This window comes from Nocardia sp. NPDC003726, from assembly GCF_053586955.1.
Genome location: NZ_JBSFNF010000001.1, coordinates 210,639 through 229,433 on the forward strand (window position 1 = coordinate 210,639; position 18,795 = coordinate 229,433).

Consider the following 18,795-nt stretch of genomic DNA (forward strand, 5'->3'; position numbering starts at 1 on the left):
GCGGTGCGGGGTTTGATGCGGTGTCACTTCATGAGTGCGACATTGCGCCAGAAGTTGACGAGGCTCTCGGTCCCTCCGAACAACGTGGTGAAATTGGTCGAGTCGACGATCACGATGTCGCCGGCGCGTCGTTCGGTGGGCGGCAGCCAGATCAGGGCGTTGAACTCGGTATTGCCCTCGGCGGTGAACGGATGGGGTCGTTCGCGGTCGACGGGCTGGCGGGCGAGCAGCCGCACGGACTCGCTGGCAGGTGCGGTCAGGTGATAGTGCGGGAGGTGGGGATGGAAGTTCAACGTGGTGACGTCGTCGAGCAGATGCAGGGCATCGAGGTCGCGGAATGTGGTCAGCGGGGCAATGGATTTCGTGTCCTCGACGACGGCGGGACGCAGTCCGTACATGTTGTGCACCGGAACGTCGAAGGCTTTCATGAGTGAGCGGGTGTAGGCGCTGAAGCGTTGCTGCCGTGGCACCAGTGGGTCGCGGTGGTGCTCGTGCTCGACGCGGCGTTGCCGGAGGTCGTCGGTGCAGCCGACGTCGTGGTGGGGTGCCAGCAGCAGGCAGGTGTCTTCGCGTTGCAGCCACTCGTCGATGGCCGCGATCTCGGCCGGGGAGGCTGCTGCCTGGCCGGCCACGTGGTCGAGGCCGAAGATCATCAAAGTGTCGGTGTCGCTCAAAACGCGTTCGTCGATGGGCAGTTCGAACCCGGCCTGATCGATGCGCTGGTAGACCGCGACGGGATGGCCGGTGGCCTCCGCGGCGACCTGCTGAAAGGTAAGCGTGGAACGGTGGAACAGCTCCAGCGTTCCCGCGATGCCTTGCAGGAAGTGGGCGGTGTCGTATTCGGGTGTCTCGTAGGCCGGCCAGGTGGCTTGGCGCACTTCGGTCATGGTGGAGAAACGATTGTCCAGCCCGGCGGGGTCGCGCTGGGCTTCCCAGGGATAGCTCCAGGTCCAGTAGATACTCAATCGGCGTCTGCCGGACGTGTGGGGGCGCGGCAGCTGCCACTGGTTGTAGGTGCGCGCCGGAGAGATGGTGCTCATGGTGCTACCTCGCCGTCGGTACAGAGGTAACGCAGTGCGCGGAGACCGGGCAGGAAGAAGTACGCGCCGCCTCGGAGAGTGGTGAACGCCGGTAATCCCTTGATGGTTCTGCGAATCGGACGTTGCGGAATCTTGTATTCCAGAGTGCCGTCTTGATTGCCGATGATCGGGTCGCGCTCGTTGCCGAGTTCGTGGAACGTTTTGTCGTTGATCCACACGTTCTGGGCGAACTCGAATTGGCGCACCAAGCTCGCGCACAGGACGAAGGCCGCGATGCCACGTTCGGCGCCGTCCTCGGGAACGTCTTCCGGCAGGTGCGGTCCGTAGGTGGCGCCCCGGCGGATCAGACGCCGACGTTGCATGTTCACCGCGGTATCGCGGGGATTGAGCCTGCGGATATGCGAACCCAGGGGTGCCGCGTACCCGTAGGGGTCCATCTCTTTGTAGTTGAAATCGTTGTTGCGCTGCATGTCGGCCCCGAGTTCGGGGTCGTCCTTCTCGGGTGCGAGCACCAACGGGGCGCCGCTTCGCCAGCGACCCATCAGTTTCGCGGCCAGCAACTCCTGCTCATCCGGGGTGTCGCTGTGCTCGGCGAGGAAATCGCGAAAGCGCCCGACATGTTCCTGCAGGCGCCGGTAGGCCATGTAGCTGCCGTTGCGCGACAACCGCTGCGGTTGCGGCAATCCGACGGGAGGGCCTGCCTCGTCGGGATATCCCAAGAGGAACTCGCCGGCTCTGATCGGAGCGCCCGTGCCCGGCGTCGGCTGTTCACCGGAGCCTTCGATCACCGGCTGCGACAACCGGTCGCGGTAGCCGAAATGGTCGTGCGCGTACTCCAACGGCGGAACGGCCGCCACATCCAGCGACGAGAGCACCGTCACTCCCGCACAGCGGGTGAGGAGTTCGTCGTGCGCTCGAATACAGCGAGCGCGTTCGGCGTCGTCGTGGGCGAACAGGATGGCGATCGCATGTAGCTGGTCACCGGCCAATCCACCGACCCAGTGGTCGGGGTGGTCGAGCCCGACGTCACCGAGGATGTCCGCCCGGGCTGCCATGCCCTGCCGGAACTCCTCGGGAAACGTCGCCAGCGATGGTTCGGGCACACCGAGTGCGCGCAGCCCGGTCCAGGTGAACGCGAGTGTCACCCATCGGCGGTCGGTGCTCGCACCCCGCTGCGCGTCTGCCGCCGAGGCGACCTGATCGACCATGGCCGACAACCACGCCCGCGCACCGTCGCCACCGGCGAACGACAAGAACTCGTAGCGACCGGTCAGCGCGGGGACGCGGGTCAGCACGATGTGCTGGATATCGTCGACTTCGAGCATCGAGGACCTCGTGGTGCTACTGCATTTGGTCGAGCATGTCGGAGAACGCCGCCTTCATCCGCAGTGCCTTCTTGATCTCTTCCCCGGTCACATACGGGTACTCGCCGTACTCCAGGAAGCTCGGGCATTGATGCTCACGGAAGAATTCGACGACGGCGTCGATATCGGTCCTCCAGTCCTCGGGGAAGCCTTCGAGGTTGACGAATACTGTTGTGATACCTGTCGACGAGAACAGAGCGACAGCGTCCTCGACGTACTTGTCGAAGTCGGTGTCGAAGATCCCCTGATACTGGAAGTACAGCCCGTCACCGATGTCGAACAGCAACCACCGCAGGTAGTGCAGCCGCAGCGGCGCCAGCACCGTGGGGTCTTCCTCGACCGCGGCCTCGAGCTGTTTACCGTACTCCCGGATCGCCGCCTCACGGCCGGGTTTGACCTTCGCGATGATCGAGAATCCGTAATTGGCGGGTGTACGGGGAAATATCGGTCCGTACCGGCCATTTTCCAGCTCGAAGTATCCTTCTTTCGGAATGGCCACCGCCGCCGGCTCGGACCAATCCCGATCACCTGTCGTCATGTCGCCTCCGTCTCCAGCAGGATGGCTCCAGTGGCACTGTCAAGACTCCGAGATGGCGGGCTTCTTCATCAGAATCGCAGTCGACGCGAGGCGCAACGAAGTTCCGCGCGGAGCGTACCGCCGCCAGCGGCGACCGCCGCGGATCTGGCATATATACCGACCGCCTCGCGGCGGTGCCTACGCGGTCAGTTTAGCAGGCACGGCACTCCGCCATGCCGTGTTACTCCGTACGTGGAAAGTCGAACTGCCGGGGTTGCTTCACCTATTGGATGTTCGATATTCCGTCGTTGCGTACAGTGCGCGTTCCGTGCTCGGAATGGTGACAATCCACTTCTACGGCGTCGACGACGAGTCATTCTCGAAACGACTGAGATACGCGGACGTTGCCCTACCGTTCATCGTGCGTATGCCCGGAATCGGCGTCCAAAGGATTCGCGGCCATCCTCATGGCGAGGCCCGATTGAACGGCACGCGCGGCGGAGCTGCCGGTCTTCCGGTCGGCCTGGACCTGGAAGCGGGCGAGGAACTCGTCGGCGAACCCGAGCCGGGGGTACCGCCGGAGTACTTCGGCACGGAAGGCGGGGCTGAAATCGTCGATGTTCTGTCCCACGACGTCCAACGCCGCCGCCCGCGACAGCATGTGGCCTTCCGGGTCGTCGGCCACGTCCACGTCGGGCCCCATATGCCTGGCGATGACTTCGCCGAGGTGTTCGCGGCGCTCGCTCGGCCAACCGGCCCCGGCGGCGAACACCCGGGCGACATGGCCGCCTGCCTCCTCGAAGGAGACCGTGTGGCTGTCGAACTCCGGCGCCAAGCCGATGTCGTGGAGCATCGCAGCCGTGAACAGCAGCTCGGAGTCGTACCGGATGCCCTGCTGTCTGCCGTAGGCAGCCGCCCAGACATAGACGCGGTGCGAGTGGTTCAGCAAGGCGGCGCAGTGGTAAGCGGAGGCCACCTCCAAGGCGGCCGATGAGGTGGCCGTCTCGGGAATCACGAGGTCGTCCAGATCGCTCATGCTTCGACAGTACGGCGTGGAGGCCCTGGTCCGTTGCGACGGCACGGGCGTGGACATTCATTGCCGACCCAGAGAGTCCCGCCAGTGGCCCGCCGCCGGCGGACCGGAGTGCGTACCGTCGAAACCGATCAGTCCTACGACTCCCGGAAGGATCGCCATGCGAGCCATCACAGTCCGCGACCGCGAAGCCGGCGTCGCCGGATTGACCCTGACCGATCTGCCCCACCCTCACGCCGCCGAGAACGATGTCATCGTGCGAGTCCACGCGGCCGGCTTCACCCGCGGCGAGCTGGACTGGCCGGGCACGTGGACCGACCGCGCCGGCCGCGACCGCACCCCCAGCGTCCCCGGTCACGAACTCTCAGGCGTCGTCGCCGAGCTCGGCTACGGAACCACTGGTCTCACGGTAGGGCAGCGCGTCTTCGGCGTGACCGACTGGGCCCGCGACGGTGCGCTCGCGGAGTGCACCGCCGTGGAGGCCCGCAACCTGGCCCCGCTCCCGGCCGACGTCGACCACGTCGCCGCGGCCGCTCTACCGATCTCCGGCTTGACGGCTTGGCAGGCCCTGTTCGACCACGCTCACCTGAAAGCAGGCCAAACGGTCCTCATCCACGGAGTCGGCGGCGCAGTCGGCTCCGTCGCCGCACAACTGGCCCATGAGGCAGGAGCCCGCATCATCGGCACCGGCCGAGCCTCCGACGAGGGCACGGCCCGCGATCTGGGTGTCCACGAGTTCATCGACCTGGACGGCGGAGCCTTGGAGGACGCCGGCGCGGTCGACGTGGTACTCGACGTGATCGGCGGTGACATCCGCGACCGGTCCACCGCGCTCCTACGCCCTGGCGGCACCCTCGTCACCATCGCCGGTCCACCCACCATCCACCCCCAGGACGGCCGAGCCATCTTCTTCGTCGTGGAACCCAACCGCGACCAACTCGCCCAACTGGCCACCCGCCTCCACCAGGGCAGGCTCGTCCCTCTCGTCACCACAGTCCGCTCCCTGACCGAGGCCCCCAAAGCCTTCAGCCCCGATGGCCGCACTCGAGGCAGAACAATCATCAAAGTGGTCACCGACTGAGGTTCGCCGATCGCTGCGCGGCACCGATGGCATCCGCGTCCGCGTCGACAGCTCCTGGTTCGCTGGGACGCGGCCGCTACAGGTGGGGGAGGACTTCGGGTTGGGCCAGGGCGGTGATCGCGTCGACGACGCTGACGTTGTTCTGGCCGAAGACTGCGTCGAAGAAGGTCCGCAGATAGATCCGTTGCAAGTCGATCGACCGCTGGGAGTCGATCTTGCCGACTGCTTTCGTCGTTGTTTCTGCCGAGAGCAGCCCGGCAGCGGTCAGTTGCGGCAGGATCGTCTGCTGGTCGCAGAACGACATGTGCTCGGTGCCCGACACCTGAAGGGGCAGCTTCACGCCGGTGTTGTTGCGCCAGTACGGCTCCCAGCCCGGATGGCCGTACCAGGGAGAGGCGCCACCGGCGAGCATGAGCAGGGGCTTGTCGGTCCCTTCCGCGGCGACCGATCCCAGGATCGGTCCATCCAAATTGATGCCGGCGCGGATTCTGGGTTCGTCGGCTAAAGCCTGCACCGTGGTCGAGCCACCGAGCGAATGCCCGAACATCCCTACCTTTGTCATGTCCATGCGCTCGGCCAATCCGGTAGGCAGGGGCCCACCGGCCCGCGATCCCTGTCCGGTGGCGGCCGCCGAGAGTTCATCGAGCACGAAGCGGGTGTCAGCCACCCGCGTCGGAAGCAGGACATCCCGCAGAACCTCTAGCGGCGAATCCAGCGGGACAACTGTATGTTCGACCCGCCCGTCGGGGAAATGGACGGAGAACGCCTCGTGCGTATGGTTGATCGCGACCACGACATACCCGTGGCTGGCCAGGTCCTCGGCCTGGGCGGTACTCCAGCCAGTGGCATCGCCCATTCCAGGGGAGTTCAACAGGATCGGGAACCTGCCGGCTCCTTCGCGTGCCGGTCGATCCGGGTAGCTGTGACTCGCGCCCAGCGACCAGCGTTGTCGTGGGACGCCGAGTTCGGCGAGGTAGTCGGCTTGTTCCTCCCGCCCGCCAGGTGACATCCAGGCCGCCGTCGCGGAAGTACCCGAGTCCTGTGCCGGATACCAGATCTGAACCAGGACCTCCCGGCGGCCTTCGTCCCACGGGTCGGACCGGCCGGGGTCGGTGAGATGAAGCTCGGCCACGCCGACAGGGTTGCCGCCGGTAGGTGCAGGCACAGACACGACCACAGCGTCGGCTGAGACCAAACCAGGGGCGGCCCCGCCCGGCGCCGCTGGGACCATGGCGGCCGCCCACGCCACCGTCGTGATGATCGCGAATCGTCGTAAACGTCTGCGTGCCATCACATCCCCCGGCTTCGGTCACCATTGGATCGCCACCCTACAGAACACACTCGATACGGCCGCGACTGCGGTGTGGTCGATCTCGGGAGTCATTCCTCGCCCGACTAACGCCCGGCGAGTTCGGCGACGAGCGGAGCGAACTTCTCGGCGGAGTCGGCGCCGAAGACGAAATAGGAGAAGCCGATCTCCTCCCGTCGCCGCTGGATTTCCTCGGCGGCGGCCGCCGGGTCCGCCGGAAGCACGGCCAGCGAGTCCGGTGGAAGGGCGGCAGGATCGGTGTCGGGAGGCGCCATGAACGGCGCGACCGTGTCGCCGATGATCGGCACGTGCAGGGCGAGTTCGAGGTCTGCGAGCGCGCGGACGTCGTGTGCCAGCCGTGTGACTTCGGCCCGGGACTCATCCGGCATCAGTGCGAAGGTGACGGTGTCCGCGACCTCGGCTGCCAATGCACGGGCTTTCGGACCGCGTACGGCCATCACGACGGGCGTGTGACAGTCGGGGCCGTCGAGGTCTCGCAGCGCCATGATGGTCTCACGCACTTGGGCCAGCCGCTCGTTCGGCGGGACGGCTGGCAGTCCTCTCTCCCGGAGTTCGTTTTCGATCCCTGGTCTGCCGGTGCCGATGCCCAGCTCGAAGCGGCCGCCGGTGAGCTCGGACAGCGAGTGGGCCTCCCACGCCGTCATCCAGGCCGGGCGTAGCGGGGAGGCGTAAACCCAGGTGCCCACGCGCAGGTCGGTAAGGGCCGCGGCGGTGGCCAGCGCGGGGCCGGGTGCCGGTTGCCATTGCGGGACGTCGGGCATCAACAGTGTCGAGTAGCCGCTGTCGGCGATGCGACGCACGCGGGCCGGCCACGTCGGCAGGTCGGTTCTGAACGGGGCAACGACCCCGAATCGAAACGGTCTCGTCATGCTTGGATTCCTCTCCGTTTCTGCGCGATCACCTGCAGGCCCCCATGGGAGGCCATGAGATCATTCGGCCCATCCAAAGACATCGACGACGAATCCACCCGGAGTTCATCGGTGCGGTCGAGATCGAGGCGCACACTGCTGCGAACACCATGAATCGTTGTCCGCGGTACTCGTCTCCCGGTCACGTCGTCGACCGTTGAACATACGACCCCATCGGCTGGACCGTCCCGACGCCGATACCTGTGCAGCGCGCCCCGACCGGCCGGTACCGCTGATGACCGGTACTGGCGCGGTCGGGGCCGGCTGTGCATCTGTCGGCCACCGCCATCGAGAAGAGCCGGGGACCTGCCCTAGATGAGCGGCGCCAGGCCGACAGCTCCTATCGTCTGCTGGGCGGCCTGACGGTCCGGTCTCACCTCAGGTGCCGGGCGAAGAACCGGTTTGCGTTGTCCCCCTCGAACTGCGGGACGCCGGTGTGCCCGCCCATATTGGCGTGCAGCGTCTTCTCCTTCGAGCCGAAGGCGTCGAACAGGTCAAGGGCCATCTGCCGGTCGTTTCCTTCGTCGTCCCACTGCAGCAGGACGTGCAGCGGAATGGTGATCTGCCGGGCTTCCTCGAACATGCTGCGGGGCACGAAACTGCCGGCGAACAGGACGGCGGCCGAGATTCGCGGCTCGACCACCGCCAGCCGGATGCCGATGGAGATCACCCCTCCCGAATACCCGACCGGGCCGCCGATCTCGGGCAGCGAAAGGAGGGCGTCCAGGGCGGCCCGCCATTCCGGAACCGCCTTTTCGACCAGTGGGAGGACGAGCCGGTCGACGATCTCGTCGTCGACCGGTCCGCCCGCCTCCACCGCCCTACGCAGGTCGGCGCGAGCCTGCTCGGCGGCGGCCGACCGGGGCCGGTCACCGCTGCCGGGGAGCTCGATGGTGGCCGCGGCGAAGCCCTCCGCCGCGGAGTGCCTGGCACGGGCCACCAGTCGGGGATACATCTGACGCAGTCCGCCGGGGTGGCCGATCAGGATCAGCGGCGCCGGTGCGGATGCGGATCCGGGCGTCCACAGGATGCCCGGAATCTCGCCGAGGGTGAACTCGCGTTCGAGGACGCCGTCATCGAAGCGCTGTTCGGAAGTGAAGTGCATGGTCGTGCCTTTCGGGAGTGCTCTCGAGCGGCGCTCCCGGACGACCTATCGCCCGACCGTGACCCCAGAGGGGAGCACCCATGTGAATACTGTGTTCACGGGTACCACCTCCTCGTTCTCTGGCACGGCTTCCGGAAGGCTAGCAGCGTCTCGGCGGCCCGCCAACGGATTTTGCGGAGCCCGTGGGCCCACCGAGCCGACTCGCTTGCACAGCGAGAGCTGCTGCGGTCGAACGAACCTCACTCGGCGAGGTAGCGCAGCATCACCGCGGTGTCGAAGTGCCTCGTCTCGACCAATCGGAGCCGGATGCGCGTGTCCAGCGACGGGAACATCGGTGTGCCGCCGCCGAGCGCCACGGGCAAGACGAACAGCTGGTACTCGTCGATCAGCCCGTGTGGCATCAGCGAGGCCGCCAGGCTCGCGCCACCGACCTCCATGACGCCATCGCCTCCAGCCTTGAGCCTGCGGACTTCCTCGACCGCGTTCTCGCTGACCAGCGTGCTGTTCCAGTGGACATCGGTGAGCGTGCGGGAGAAGACGACCTTCGGCTTGTCCATCCAGAGCCTGCCGAACTCGCGCTCGATGCGCGGCGCGTCCTCGGGCACGTGCGGCCAGTACTCGGCCATCAGCTCGTACAGGCGACGGCCGTGCAGCGAGATCTCGATCTCGCGGTAGCGGTCGTTGTGGAACTGGTGCAGTTCCTCGTCCGGGTCGGTCCAGTCGATGCTGCCGTCCCGGTCGTTGATGTAGCCGTCCAGGGACACGCCGAAGCCGTAGATCAGTTTCCTCATGACCGGGTAGACCTCCTACGCGCTCGGAACTCATCGGTCCGGCGTGGAGCACTACGTCGCCTCCGGCGAGTAAGACGCCCTGGACTACGTCAAGGACCTGCTGTCCTACCTGCCCAGCAACAACCGGGCCGAGGCCCCGCGGTTCCCGGCCACCGACCCGATCGACGGCGCGATCGAGGACTCGCTCACCGAAGAAGACCTCGCAAGCAGCTGCAGCAGGCCGCCGAAGACGGCGCGGACGTCGATGCGCTGCGGCTCGCGCTCCAGAACGAGTACGAGGACACGCTCGTGAACCCGTACGTCGCCGCCGAGCGCGGCTACGTGGACGCGGGTCATTCCGCCCTCGCACACCCGCGACCAGATCGTCTCCGCCCTGCGACTGCTCGAGCGCAAGATGGTCGCCATGCCCCCGAAGAAGCACGGCGACATTCCGCTCTGACACCCGGATCGCCCACGAGTTGCCGACCAGGGTGTTCCTGGGACCGATGGGCTGGCCGCAGAGTGGCTCGCCCCGGCTCCGTCTTCGTCAACTCGCCGATCTGGCGATGATCACGGGAACGTCGGCCGCGTGCAGGACGGCTTGACCGACGGAGCCGAGCGTCATCCCGGGGAAACCACCGCGACCGTGGCTGCCGACGACGATCAGCTGAGCTTTCTCGCCGACCATGAGAAGCCGCTCTGCGGGTCGGTCCACGGTCACGATGCGGTGCACCGGGACCTCCGGATACTTTTCACCGAATCCGGCGATACTCCGCGAGAGCAGTTCTTCACCCTCCTCCTGCCTCTGTTCGGATGATCCGAAGTGCAGGAAATCCGACCAAGTGTGCACCGCGACGAGTTCGGCACCGCGGAAAGCGGCCTCGTCGAAAGCGATCTCGACGGCGTGCGCGCTGCTGCGTGAGCCGTCGACGCCGACCACCACCGGCCCGTCGGGCGGCGCGATTGTTTCCGGAATCACCGCGACTGGGCATGCGGCGTGCCGCGCCAGTGCGGTGCTCACCGAGCCCAGGAGCCTGCGGTTGACGGTGCCGAGCCCGTGGGTGCCGAGCACGAGCAGTCGCGCGGTCTTCGACCGATCGCGCAGCAGCGGGATCGGAGGCGCGTCCACCAGTTCGGTGGTGATCTCGAGTTCGGCGATCGACGCGGATTCGGACACGGCGGTCGCGCGGGCGGTTTCGAGCGCTTCCAGCCCGCCTCGCCGATAACCGTCGAAGTCGAACTGTTCCAGCTCGAAGCCCGATCCGAATACACCGAGAACGCCGATCGCGTAGACGAGGTGCAGCGGTACGTTGTGCCGGGCAGCGTCGACAGCTGCCCAGCGTAGCGCCGCAAGCGCGACAGGCGAGCCGTCGACGCCGACGAGGACGGGAGGATTGCTGCTGGTAGACATCTGTTCGCCCTTTCCTGCCTCGGCCGGCGCATCCCGGCATCGATGCGACACCAGGGTCGTCCCGATGTCGTCGAGCGGTCTAGGGTCCGATGGCCCCGCGGGAACGTCCGATGACCTTCGTCGAGAGTGTGCTCCGACCGGGCCGTGACCGGCCGAATCTCGGGTTCGCCGAGGGCCGGTTCCGGCCGTTCCCCAGGACACACGATGCCGATACACCGCCGGGCCGATCGTGGTCAGAGGACCTGATATTCGATGACCTTCGGCCCGTCACCTGTGCTGCTGGTTCGCGCGATGCTGAATCACAGCCGACAAAAACGGACAGCACGGCCGAACGGTGATCGACCCTCATGGTTGCCCGCAGCGCTGGACGAATCCGCTGCCGCGAACCAGCCTGCTCGGCGGTGGCGCACCGCCGAGCAGGTTCCGGGCCTGCCGGACGGCTCCCGATGAGAGGGCGAGCGATGCCGCGAACACACCCAGACCCCGAGACACTCCGATCCGCGTTGGCGCTGGCGTCTCGGGCGCCATCGGTGCACAACACCCAGCCGTGGCTGTGGAGGGTCGGACACGAGTCGGTGCATCTGTACGCCGACGACAGCCGGAGACTGCCGCACACCGATCCCGACGGACGCGATCTGCTGCTCAGTTGTGGTGCGGCCTTGCATCATTTCCGAGTCGCCGCTCGTGCGGAGGGTTGGGAGACGATGATCCATCGGCTACCGAATCCGGCCGCGCCCGAACACCTCGCGTCGATCGAGTTCCGTCGCACCACTTGCGGTCCCGAGGACGTCGAGTTGGCCCGCGCCATCAGCAGGCGCGGCACGGATCGCCGCCGCTTCAGCTCGTGGGAGGTACCGGCGGCGCATATCGCGGCCATGATCGACGCCGGACTGGCCACCGGGGTACTCGTGCACGATGTCGACGCCGAACCGGCGCGGACCCAGTTGCTGCGCGCGTTCGAACAAGCGGCCTGGCAACACGCCCGTGACGTCTCCTATGGCGCCGAGTTGGCGCAGTGGAGCGGCAGGCACGCGGCGCCGCAAGGGGTGCCCGCGCGCAACGCGGTGTTGACCGAAGCCGATCCCACGGTGCGTCCCTTCTCGAACCCGGGATTGCCACAGGCTGTGGTGCGCGACATCGATGCCGCCGATCGGATGCTGCTGCTGAGCACCACCAGTGACGACCGATTGTCCCAGCTGCGCGCCGGGGAGGCCGCGAGCGCGGTGCTTTTGACCGCCACGGCACTCGGCCTTGCGACCTGTCCGCTGAGCGAGCCGATGGAGTTGGCCGACACGAGGAGACGCATTCGCGCCGAGGTTCTGGACGACGCCGGATATCCGCAGATCATCATCCGTGCCGGTTACGCGGTCACCAGCGCCGACCCGGTTCCGCCCACGCCACGCCGCCCGCTCGCCGAGGTGGTGCAGCCGCTGGGTTCGCCGGAGACATGATCGGAGGAACCGATCGCCACGGATGCGGCACGTCCGACCTGGGACCGAGGAGAACGCGATGACGGAGCACTCGACGGAAACCGCCGGTCCGATCGACCCGCCGCTCGTGGTGGCTGTCGACGGTTCGGCCACCTCATACCACGCGGCGGCGTGGGCGGCGGCCGACGCCGCCCTGCATCGCGCCCGGCTGCACATCGTCACCTCCGTCCCTGTGCGGCCGGGATACGGTCCGGGGGCCACGCTCACCGAAGCCGATGTGGAGTGGCTGCGCAAGGACGGCGAAAGGGTGCTCACGGAAGCCGCTCGCGTAGCCAGGACGACCGCGGCGGGCGAGGCGCTGACGATCAGCACCGAGTTGACCGTCGCACCGATCATCCCCGACTTGATCGACCGGTCCCGGAGCGCGCGGATGCTGGTCGTCGGCAGCCGCGGCCTCGGTGCGTTCCGGCGTGAGTTGCTCGGGTCGGTGAGTACGGCGATGACCCGGCACGCGCACTGTCCGGTCGCGGTCGTGCGCTCGACGTCGGCGACCGATGCCTTTTCCTCGGGCAAACCCGTTCTGGTGGGGGTGGACGGGACCACCAACAGCGTGCCCGCCGTCGAACTCGCCTTCGATGAGGCATCGCGACGCAAGGTCGGTCTGATCGCGCTGCACGCGTGGAGCGATTCGAGTGGCATCGACCTCGTGCCAGGGTGGGACGCTGTGCGGGAACGCGAGGACGCGTTGCTGGCGGAGAATCTCGCCGGATGCGGCGAACGGTACCCGGATGTCGCCGTGCGACGTGTCCTGGTCCGTGACCGGCCGGTTAGGTCCCTGCTCGATCAATCGGACGAGGCTCAGCTGCTCGTGGTGGGTAGCCATGGCCGCGGTGGGTTCACCGGTATGCTGCTCGGTTCCACCAGCGCGGCGTTGCTGCATTCGGTGGAGTGCCCGATCATCGTCGTGCGTCAGCGGTGACGGGGGTTGTGAGGACGAGCCTCCCGCGTGGCGAGCGCCCGTTCGAGCAGAACTCGCCGCTCGGCGGAGGCGATCGCCCGACGAGCCGCGGGAACGGCATCCGGCGTCACCGATATCGAGGTGATGCCCATTCGTACCAGGTGTTCGGCGAATTCGGGGCGTGTCGAGGGGGCCTGCCCGCACAGCGAGGCCGTGATCTTCAGCCGCCGCGCCGTTTGGACGATCTTGCCGATAGCGTCGAGCACGGCGGGGTCGGATTCGTCGAACAACTCGGCGCATGTGCTGGAGTCACGGTCGACGCCGAGCATCAACTGCGTGAGGTCGTTGCTGCCGATGGAGACGCCGTCGATGCCCAGACCGACGTATTCGGGCAGCCAGTGCACCACCGAGGGGACTTCCGCCATCACCCAGCGGTGCAATCCGCGTTGGTGGCCCAGCGGACTGCCGTCGATGAGGTCGAGGCAGGCCTCCAGTTCCCATCGGGTGCGCACGAACGGGATCATCAGGTGCAGATTCGGCGTCTTCTCGCGGACAAGAGCGAGCGCGGTGAGTTCGAGCGCGAACACCTCCGGTTCGCGGATGTAGCGATAACAGCCGCGGTACCCGATCATCGGATTGCGCTCGTCCGGTTCGTAGACTGCTCCACCGGCGAGATCACGGAATTCGTTGCTGCGTAGATCGGTCGCCCGGTAGATCACCGGCCGGGGGGCGAACGCCATAGCGATCCGGTGCAAGGGCTCCGACAGACGTTCGACGAAAAGTTCCTTCTCACCCCTAGCTATCAGATCCCGGGGATGACGTCCGTCGAGCGCCTGCGTGATCAGCGTTTCCGCGCGCAGCAATCCGACGCCGTCGACGTCGGTGGCCGCGACGCGTTCGGCGGCATCCGGTAGCGCGAGATTGACGTAGATGCGGGTCGCGGTCGGTTCCGTCGCGGCGGTCGGCGCCGACGGGCGAGGTTCGGTCTGTGCCGGCTGCGAGCGCCCCGCCCGAATCTGGCCCGCGGAGCCGTCGACGGTCACGACGGCGCCCTCGGTCAGCGTTGTGGTCGCCGTGCGGGTGCCGACCACGCATGGCACGCCCAGTTCGCGTGCCACGATCGCGGCGTGGCATGTCATTCCGCCGCTGTCGGTGACCAGGGCGGATGCTCGCGAGATGGTGGGCAGCCAGTCGGGGTTGGTCATGGTCGCGACGAGGACCTCGCCGGCGCGCAGTGTCGAGCCCTCCGACGGCGACCGCAGGATGCGTACGGCGCCGCTGGCTCGCCCCGGTGCGGCGGCGAGGCCGCGCAGTAGAACCTCAGCCGTGGCCGCCGCACGCGCCTCGGGCTTTCCCTCGGGTCGCGCGGCCAGCGTGGTGATGGGCCGGGCCTGCACCAGCCACAGGCGCTCGTCGTCGAAGGCCCATTCGACATCCTGCGGGCGGCCCCCGTGCAACTGCTGTACCTGTAGAGCCGTTCGGGTCACCGACATGGCTTCGTCCTCGCTGAGCACTTGGCCCGCCGCTTGGTCGTCGCTCAGCCGGATCCGCTGGTCGCCGTCGGGTCCGGGCACGATGGCGTATTCCTGGTGGCCCGCGCGAGCGGCGATCAGAGTGGGCCCCTTGGCGTCGAGCATGTAGGTGTCGGGCTCGGTGGCGCCGGAGACCACCACCTCGCCTTGCCCGCGCGCCGCCTCGATCACCACGCGATCGCGGCGGCCGGTCGCCGGGTCCGCGGTGAACGCCACGCCCGACCTGCGCGCGGCGACCATGCGCTGCACCACCACCGCGATATCCGGACGCTCGTGCATCTCACGGCGGGCGCGATAGGTGAGTACGCGCGGGGTGAACAGGGATGCCCAGCAGTCGACGACCGCCTCCATGAGCCGGTCGTCACCGTGGATATTGGTGCGCGACAGGTTCATTCCCGCGAAGGAGGCGGTCGCACTGTCCTCGCCGACCGCGGACGAGCGCACCGCGACCGGAACGGATTCGCCGAGCCGGTGGTAGGCGGCCAGCACGGCGTCGCGCACGGCTGCCGCCATCGGGGTCTGGTGCACGAGCTTGCGCATCCGGGCGCACAGGTCGTCGAGTTCCGCGTCGTCGGAGCGAGCGCTCTGCGCGGCGGCTCGCAGCGCCTCGTCGTGCAAGGCGTCGAGTTCGGCGCCGTGCGGTCCGTGGATGATCACCTGCTCGTAACACGATTTGAGGATCACGTACCCCGGCGGCACCGGCAGATGTGCCGCCACCAGCTCACCGAGATTCGCGCCTTTGCCTCCTGCGCGGTCGGCGTCCGCCAGCCGCAGATCGGCGAGGTCGGCCACATAGTCGCCCATAACGGCTCCGATCAATCGGAATATCAACGTGCGTGCGTGGGTCCGGCGACGTGATGCGCGTCCACCACGGCCGCGCAAGCCGGATCACCAGGTGCCATCCGGCTCGGTGGGGGCCGAGTCGCCGGACGCGTTCGTCATGGGGTGATGGTGGTGGAACGGGCCGACGGCAGCCGCAGACTGCGGGCGATGGTGTCGGTCCACGAGCGGACCGCTGCCCAGTCACGCAGATCACCGTAGCGGCCTTTGCCGAGCAGTCGGTAGAGCATGCGGGTCCGTAGGGAGATGCCGTCGCTGTCGTACCGTCCGGCGAACGCGCGGTAGTCGTGCGCCTTGACCGAATCGCGCAGTGCGGCGATCTTCTTCGGGACCAATCGCCCGAGGCGGCTGCCGATCGGGCCGCGCAGTGCCGGGGCGAGGCCGACGCTGAACAGCCACACGTCCTTTTCCACCAACTCGTCCTGGTGGGCGTGCACGTAGTCGGCGACGGAAGGGAGGAGTTTCATGTTGTGCACCGCGCTGCCGAGCACGAGGGTGTCGAAGTTGGACAGCTCGGGCGCGTGGTCGATATCGGCGAGTTCGACGATGGCGTCGCGGCCCGACAGCTCGGTGCCGATGAATTCGGCGATATCGCGGGTCGATCCCTGTTCGGTCGCGTAGACGACAGCGACGTGATGTTTGTCCTGGTCCATGCCGAGAATCTTCCTCGCCGGCGCGGTCTCCGATGAGAGGACTCGTGCCCGCGCCCGGGGGACCATCGTCACCGCCGGTGGCGGCGCAGCAGCCAGCGGCGTAGTTCGTCGGCGCCCCACACGATGAACGGGTAGGGCAGTGTGAAAGCGAGCATGGCAGGGGTCAGGGCGGCCGTGCCGAGCAGGCTCTGCAGCACGGGGACGTAGATGATCGTCGCGGCGAGGGCGAGTTCGAAGGCGATGCCCCACAGCAGCAGGCGATTGGACAGGACGCCGATCGAGCGGAGCGAGGCGCGGTCGGTCCGCGCGGCGAACGCGGTGCCGATCTGACCCGCGACCATGCCGAAGAAGGTCATCGTGGTCGCCTGCTGGTAGGTGTGGTGCAGTGGCGTTCCCGGGCCGGTGGGATCTCCGAGGTGCCAGCCACCCCGCAGCAGCACGAAGAAGAAGCCCCCCATGGCCAGCACCGCCGCGATCACTCCGAGGAACAGCCAGGCGCGCAGCAGCATCGGTGTGCGGATCACCGATTCGCTGCGCTTGCGGGGCGGCCGGCGCATCAGGCCGGGTTCGGCCGCTTCTCGTCCGAGCGCCAGTGCCGGAAGTGTCTCGGTGCCGATGTCGAAGGCCAGCAGTTGCATCACGGTCAGCGGCAGCGGGATCGCGCCACCGGAGAGCGCGAACACCAGCAGTGGTGTCACCTCGGGTGTGGTGTGGGCGAAGATGTAGCAGATGAACTTGCGAATGTTGTCGTAGACCCGCCGACCGGCCTGGATGGCGGCGGTGATGGTGGCGAAGTTGTCGTCGGTGAGCACCATCGTGGCGGCCTCGCGGGCCACGTCGGTACCGGAGCGGCCCATCGCCACCCCGATGTCCGCGCGGCGTAGTGCCGGCGCGTCGTTGACGCCGTCGCCGGTCATGGCGACGACGTGGCCTGCGGCGCGCAGCGCGTCGGCGATGCGCAGTTTGGCCTCGGGTGAGGACCGCGCGAAGACGAGTTCCGCCGGTCCCGCCAGCAACCGGTCGAGGTCGTCCTCGCTCATCCGGTCGAGTTCGGCACCGGTGATCACTGTCGGCGGTCCGCGGGTGATACCGATCTGTCCGGCGACCGCCGCCGCGGTCAATCCGTGGTCGCCGGTGATGACGATGATCCGGATGCCCGCAGTGTGGCACTGCCCTACCGCGTCGGCGACCTCGGGCCGGGGTGGGTCCTCCATCGCAACCAGGCCGAGCAGGACCAGGTCCCGCTCGGCTTGGTCCCGGTCTTGCGGCGCAGCGGGAGCGGCGACATCGCGGTCGGCGACGGCCAGCATCCGCAGCCCCTGCTCGGCGCGGGAATCGACGCGCTCGGCGAGTTGCGCGCGGCGTTGCTCGCTCAGTGATCGGATGCGGCCGTCGGAACCGAGTTCCGCGGTGCACAGCGGCAGCAGCGACTCCGGGGCTCCTTTGACGTGCACGCGCAGCCGACCGGTCTCGTCCGCGTCGACGGTCGACATCCTTTTGCGTATCGGGTCGAAATGGAACAGCCGCTGCCGGGAGCGCTCTCGTAGTTCGATGAGGACCTGCTCGCCCAGTGCTGACGCCGCGGCCAGCAGTGCAAGTTCGGTGGGATCACCGACGAGGGATCCGGTTTCGGTGCGACGCGCATTGTTGCAGGCGAGCATCGCTTCGGTCACCCGGGCCAAGGTGGGGTCGCGCTTTCCGGAGGTGGCCTCAGGGGTGTGGGACCCGGTCGCGGTATCGATCACGACGACGCGCATGCGGTTCTCGGTGAGGGTGCCGGTCTTGTCGGTGCAGATCACGTCGGTGGAGCCGAGGGTTTCCACAGCGCTGAGGCGCTTGACCACCGCCCCGCGGCGGGCCAGGTCGCGCACGCCGATCGCCAACGCGAGGGTGATCACCGGTAGCAGACCCTCCGGGACGTTACCCACCAAGAGCCCCACGGCGAAGACCACGGAATTGACCGGGGACAGTCCGGCGCCGAGCATCGCGACCGGAATGAACGCCGCGGCGAGCAGCACGGAGATCAGCGCGATCAACCAGGCCACGCGGCGCACCTGAAGTTCCAGAGGGCTCTCGTCGCGTTCGACGCGTTCGGACAACGCCGCGATGCGTCCGAGTTCGGTGTGCATGCCCGTGGCGAAGACGATCGCGCGAGCTTCACCCTCGGTGCACGAGGTGCCGCTGAAGACCAGTTCACGGGCCTGCGCCAGCGGAACTCCGGCGTCGACGGCGTCGGCGCTGCGGTAGGCCGGCACCGATTCCCCGGTCAGCTCGGACAGATCCAGCTCGATGCCGCCGTCGAGCAGCCGTGCGTCCGCACAGATCCGGTCACCTTCCGCGATGACCAGGACATCGCCGGGTACGACACCGATCGCCCCCACCTCGGCGACCTGCCCGTCCCGCACGACCTTCGCTCGCGGCGGCAGAAAGGCGGCCAGCGCCTCCACCGCCTGCTCGGCGTGCCGCTCCTGCGCGAACGCGAAGCCCGCGTTGATCATGATGACGACCACGATCGCGATCGCGACCGGGACGATGCCGACCGCCGCCGCGAGCACGGCCGCCGCCCACAGCAACAGCGCCAGCGGGTGGGTGAACTGGCGTGCCAGCTCACGCAGCGGGCTTCGGCGGCCGCGTCGCCGCAGGATGTTGGGCCCATAATGGATCAGTCGCCGTTCGGCCTCGCGCGTGGTTAGGCCGCGGCGGCTGCCACGCAGATCGCGAAGCAGCAGATCGATCCGCTCGGTGGGATCGATCCGCAGACCGGTCTCCGCTTCGACCAGGCCGGTCACCGCGACGCCGCCACGTATTTCATCGAAGCCACCT

15 protein-coding genes and 2 pseudogenes are annotated in these 18,795 nt (G+C 67.6%); 5 read left to right on the forward strand and 12 right to left on the reverse strand.

Annotated elements, in window-relative coordinates:
• Positions 1-23: 23 nt before the first annotated feature.
• The 4 genes from ACWDMM_RS01065 to ACWDMM_RS01080 form a co-directional block, all read right to left on the reverse strand.
• A complete protein-coding gene (locus tag ACWDMM_RS01065) occupies positions 24-1,040 on the reverse strand; it encodes a hypothetical protein (RefSeq protein WP_195081283.1) in 1,017 nt (338 codons plus the stop codon).
• The gene (locus ACWDMM_RS01070; protein WP_195081284.1) at positions 1,037-2,365 is read right to left on the reverse strand and encodes a Dyp-type peroxidase; all 1,329 of its coding nucleotides are present in this window, start codon (positions 2,363-2,365) and stop codon (positions 1,037-1,039) included. Before ACWDMM_RS01070 ends, ACWDMM_RS01065 begins: the two co-directional genes overlap by 4 nt.
• Positions 2,366-2,381: 16 nt before the next feature.
• Positions 2,382-2,942, reverse strand: coding sequence for a hypothetical protein (locus tag ACWDMM_RS01075; RefSeq protein WP_195081285.1), 561 nt, complete (start codon positions 2,940-2,942; stop codon positions 2,382-2,384).
• 388 nt (positions 2,943-3,330) lie between these two features.
• On the reverse strand, positions 3,331-3,957 hold the full coding sequence (locus ACWDMM_RS01080; RefSeq protein ID WP_195081286.1) for an HD domain-containing protein: 627 nt from the start codon (positions 3,955-3,957) through the stop codon (positions 3,331-3,333).
• Between the two features lie 157 nt (positions 3,958-4,114).
• Here ACWDMM_RS01080 and ACWDMM_RS01085 point away from each other — a divergent pair, with 157 nt between their 5' ends.
• The gene (locus tag ACWDMM_RS01085; protein WP_357206052.1) at positions 4,115-5,035 is read left to right on the forward strand and encodes an NADP-dependent oxidoreductase; all 921 of its coding nucleotides are present in this window, start codon (positions 4,115-4,117) and stop codon (positions 5,033-5,035) included.
• A gap of 76 nt (positions 5,036-5,111) precedes the next feature.
• Here the strand turns inward: ACWDMM_RS01085 and ACWDMM_RS01090 are convergent, their stop codons facing one another.
• The 4 genes from ACWDMM_RS01090 to ACWDMM_RS01105 all read right to left on the reverse strand — a co-directional run bounded on the left by ACWDMM_RS01090 (position 5,112) and on the right by ACWDMM_RS01105 (position 9,169).
• Positions 5,112-6,167: an alpha/beta hydrolase family protein gene (locus ACWDMM_RS01090; RefSeq protein WP_195081288.1), complete on the reverse strand. Its 1,056-nt coding sequence runs from the start codon at positions 6,165-6,167 to the stop codon at positions 5,112-5,114.
• A gap of 263 nt (positions 6,168-6,430) precedes the next feature.
• Complete coding sequence (locus ACWDMM_RS01095) at positions 6,431-7,234, reverse strand: LLM class flavin-dependent oxidoreductase (protein ID WP_195081289.1); 804 nt, start codon at positions 7,232-7,234, stop codon at positions 6,431-6,433.
• A 412-nt stretch (positions 7,235-7,646) separates the two neighbouring features.
• A complete protein-coding gene (locus tag ACWDMM_RS01100) occupies positions 7,647-8,378 on the reverse strand; it encodes a dienelactone hydrolase family protein (RefSeq protein WP_195081290.1) in 732 nt (243 codons plus the stop codon).
• 239 nt (positions 8,379-8,617) lie between these two features.
• Entirely contained in the window at positions 8,618-9,169 is a 552-nt protein-coding gene (locus tag ACWDMM_RS01105; protein ID WP_195081291.1) for a dihydrofolate reductase family protein, read from the reverse strand.
• Positions 9,170-9,203: 34 nt separating this feature from the next.
• Between ACWDMM_RS01105 and ACWDMM_RS01110 the strand changes: the two are divergent.
• Both ACWDMM_RS01110 and ACWDMM_RS01115 read left to right on the forward strand, forming a co-directional pair.
• A pseudogene (locus tag ACWDMM_RS01110) lies at positions 9,204-9,371 on the forward strand (carboxyl transferase domain-containing protein); the annotation flags it as partial.
• Positions 9,371-9,608, forward strand: a pseudogene (locus ACWDMM_RS01115) (carboxyl transferase domain-containing protein); the annotation flags it as partial. The pseudogenes ACWDMM_RS01110 and ACWDMM_RS01115, both read left to right, overlap by 1 nt.
• A gap of 87 nt (positions 9,609-9,695) precedes the next feature.
• Here ACWDMM_RS01115 and ACWDMM_RS01120 read toward each other — a convergent pair.
• On the reverse strand, positions 9,696-10,760 hold the full coding sequence (locus tag ACWDMM_RS01120; RefSeq protein WP_449935342.1) for a universal stress protein: 1,065 nt from the start codon (positions 10,758-10,760) through the stop codon (positions 9,696-9,698).
• A 302-nt stretch (positions 10,761-11,062) separates the two neighbouring features.
• Here ACWDMM_RS01120 and ACWDMM_RS01125 point away from each other — a divergent pair, with 302 nt between their 5' ends.
• Both ACWDMM_RS01125 and ACWDMM_RS01130 read left to right on the forward strand, forming a co-directional pair.
• Positions 11,063-12,010 (forward strand): Acg family FMN-binding oxidoreductase, encoded by a 948-nt coding sequence (locus ACWDMM_RS01125; protein WP_323124261.1) that lies wholly within the window; start codon positions 11,063-11,065, stop codon positions 12,008-12,010.
• A gap of 58 nt (positions 12,011-12,068) precedes the next feature.
• Complete coding sequence (locus ACWDMM_RS01130; RefSeq protein ID WP_195081294.1) at positions 12,069-12,968, forward strand: universal stress protein; 900 nt, start codon at positions 12,069-12,071, stop codon at positions 12,966-12,968.
• Here ACWDMM_RS01130 and ppsA read toward each other — a convergent pair.
• The 3 genes from ppsA to ACWDMM_RS01145 all read right to left on the reverse strand — a co-directional run bounded on the left by ppsA (position 12,959) and on the right by ACWDMM_RS01145 (position 18,761).
• Entirely contained in the window at positions 12,959-15,283 is a 2,325-nt protein-coding gene (ppsA, locus tag ACWDMM_RS01135) for a phosphoenolpyruvate synthase (protein ID WP_449935346.1), read from the reverse strand. The two genes, ACWDMM_RS01130 and ppsA, sit on opposite strands and share 10 nt — an antisense overlap.
• Positions 15,284-15,417: 134 nt before the next feature.
• Complete coding sequence (locus ACWDMM_RS01140; RefSeq protein WP_195081296.1) at positions 15,418-15,972, reverse strand: flavodoxin domain-containing protein; 555 nt, start codon at positions 15,970-15,972, stop codon at positions 15,418-15,420.
• 68 nt (positions 15,973-16,040) lie between these two features.
• The gene (locus ACWDMM_RS01145; RefSeq protein ID WP_449935350.1) at positions 16,041-18,761 is read right to left on the reverse strand and encodes a cation-translocating P-type ATPase; all 2,721 of its coding nucleotides are present in this window, start codon (positions 18,759-18,761) and stop codon (positions 16,041-16,043) included.
• Positions 18,762-18,795 lie beyond the last annotated feature (34 nt).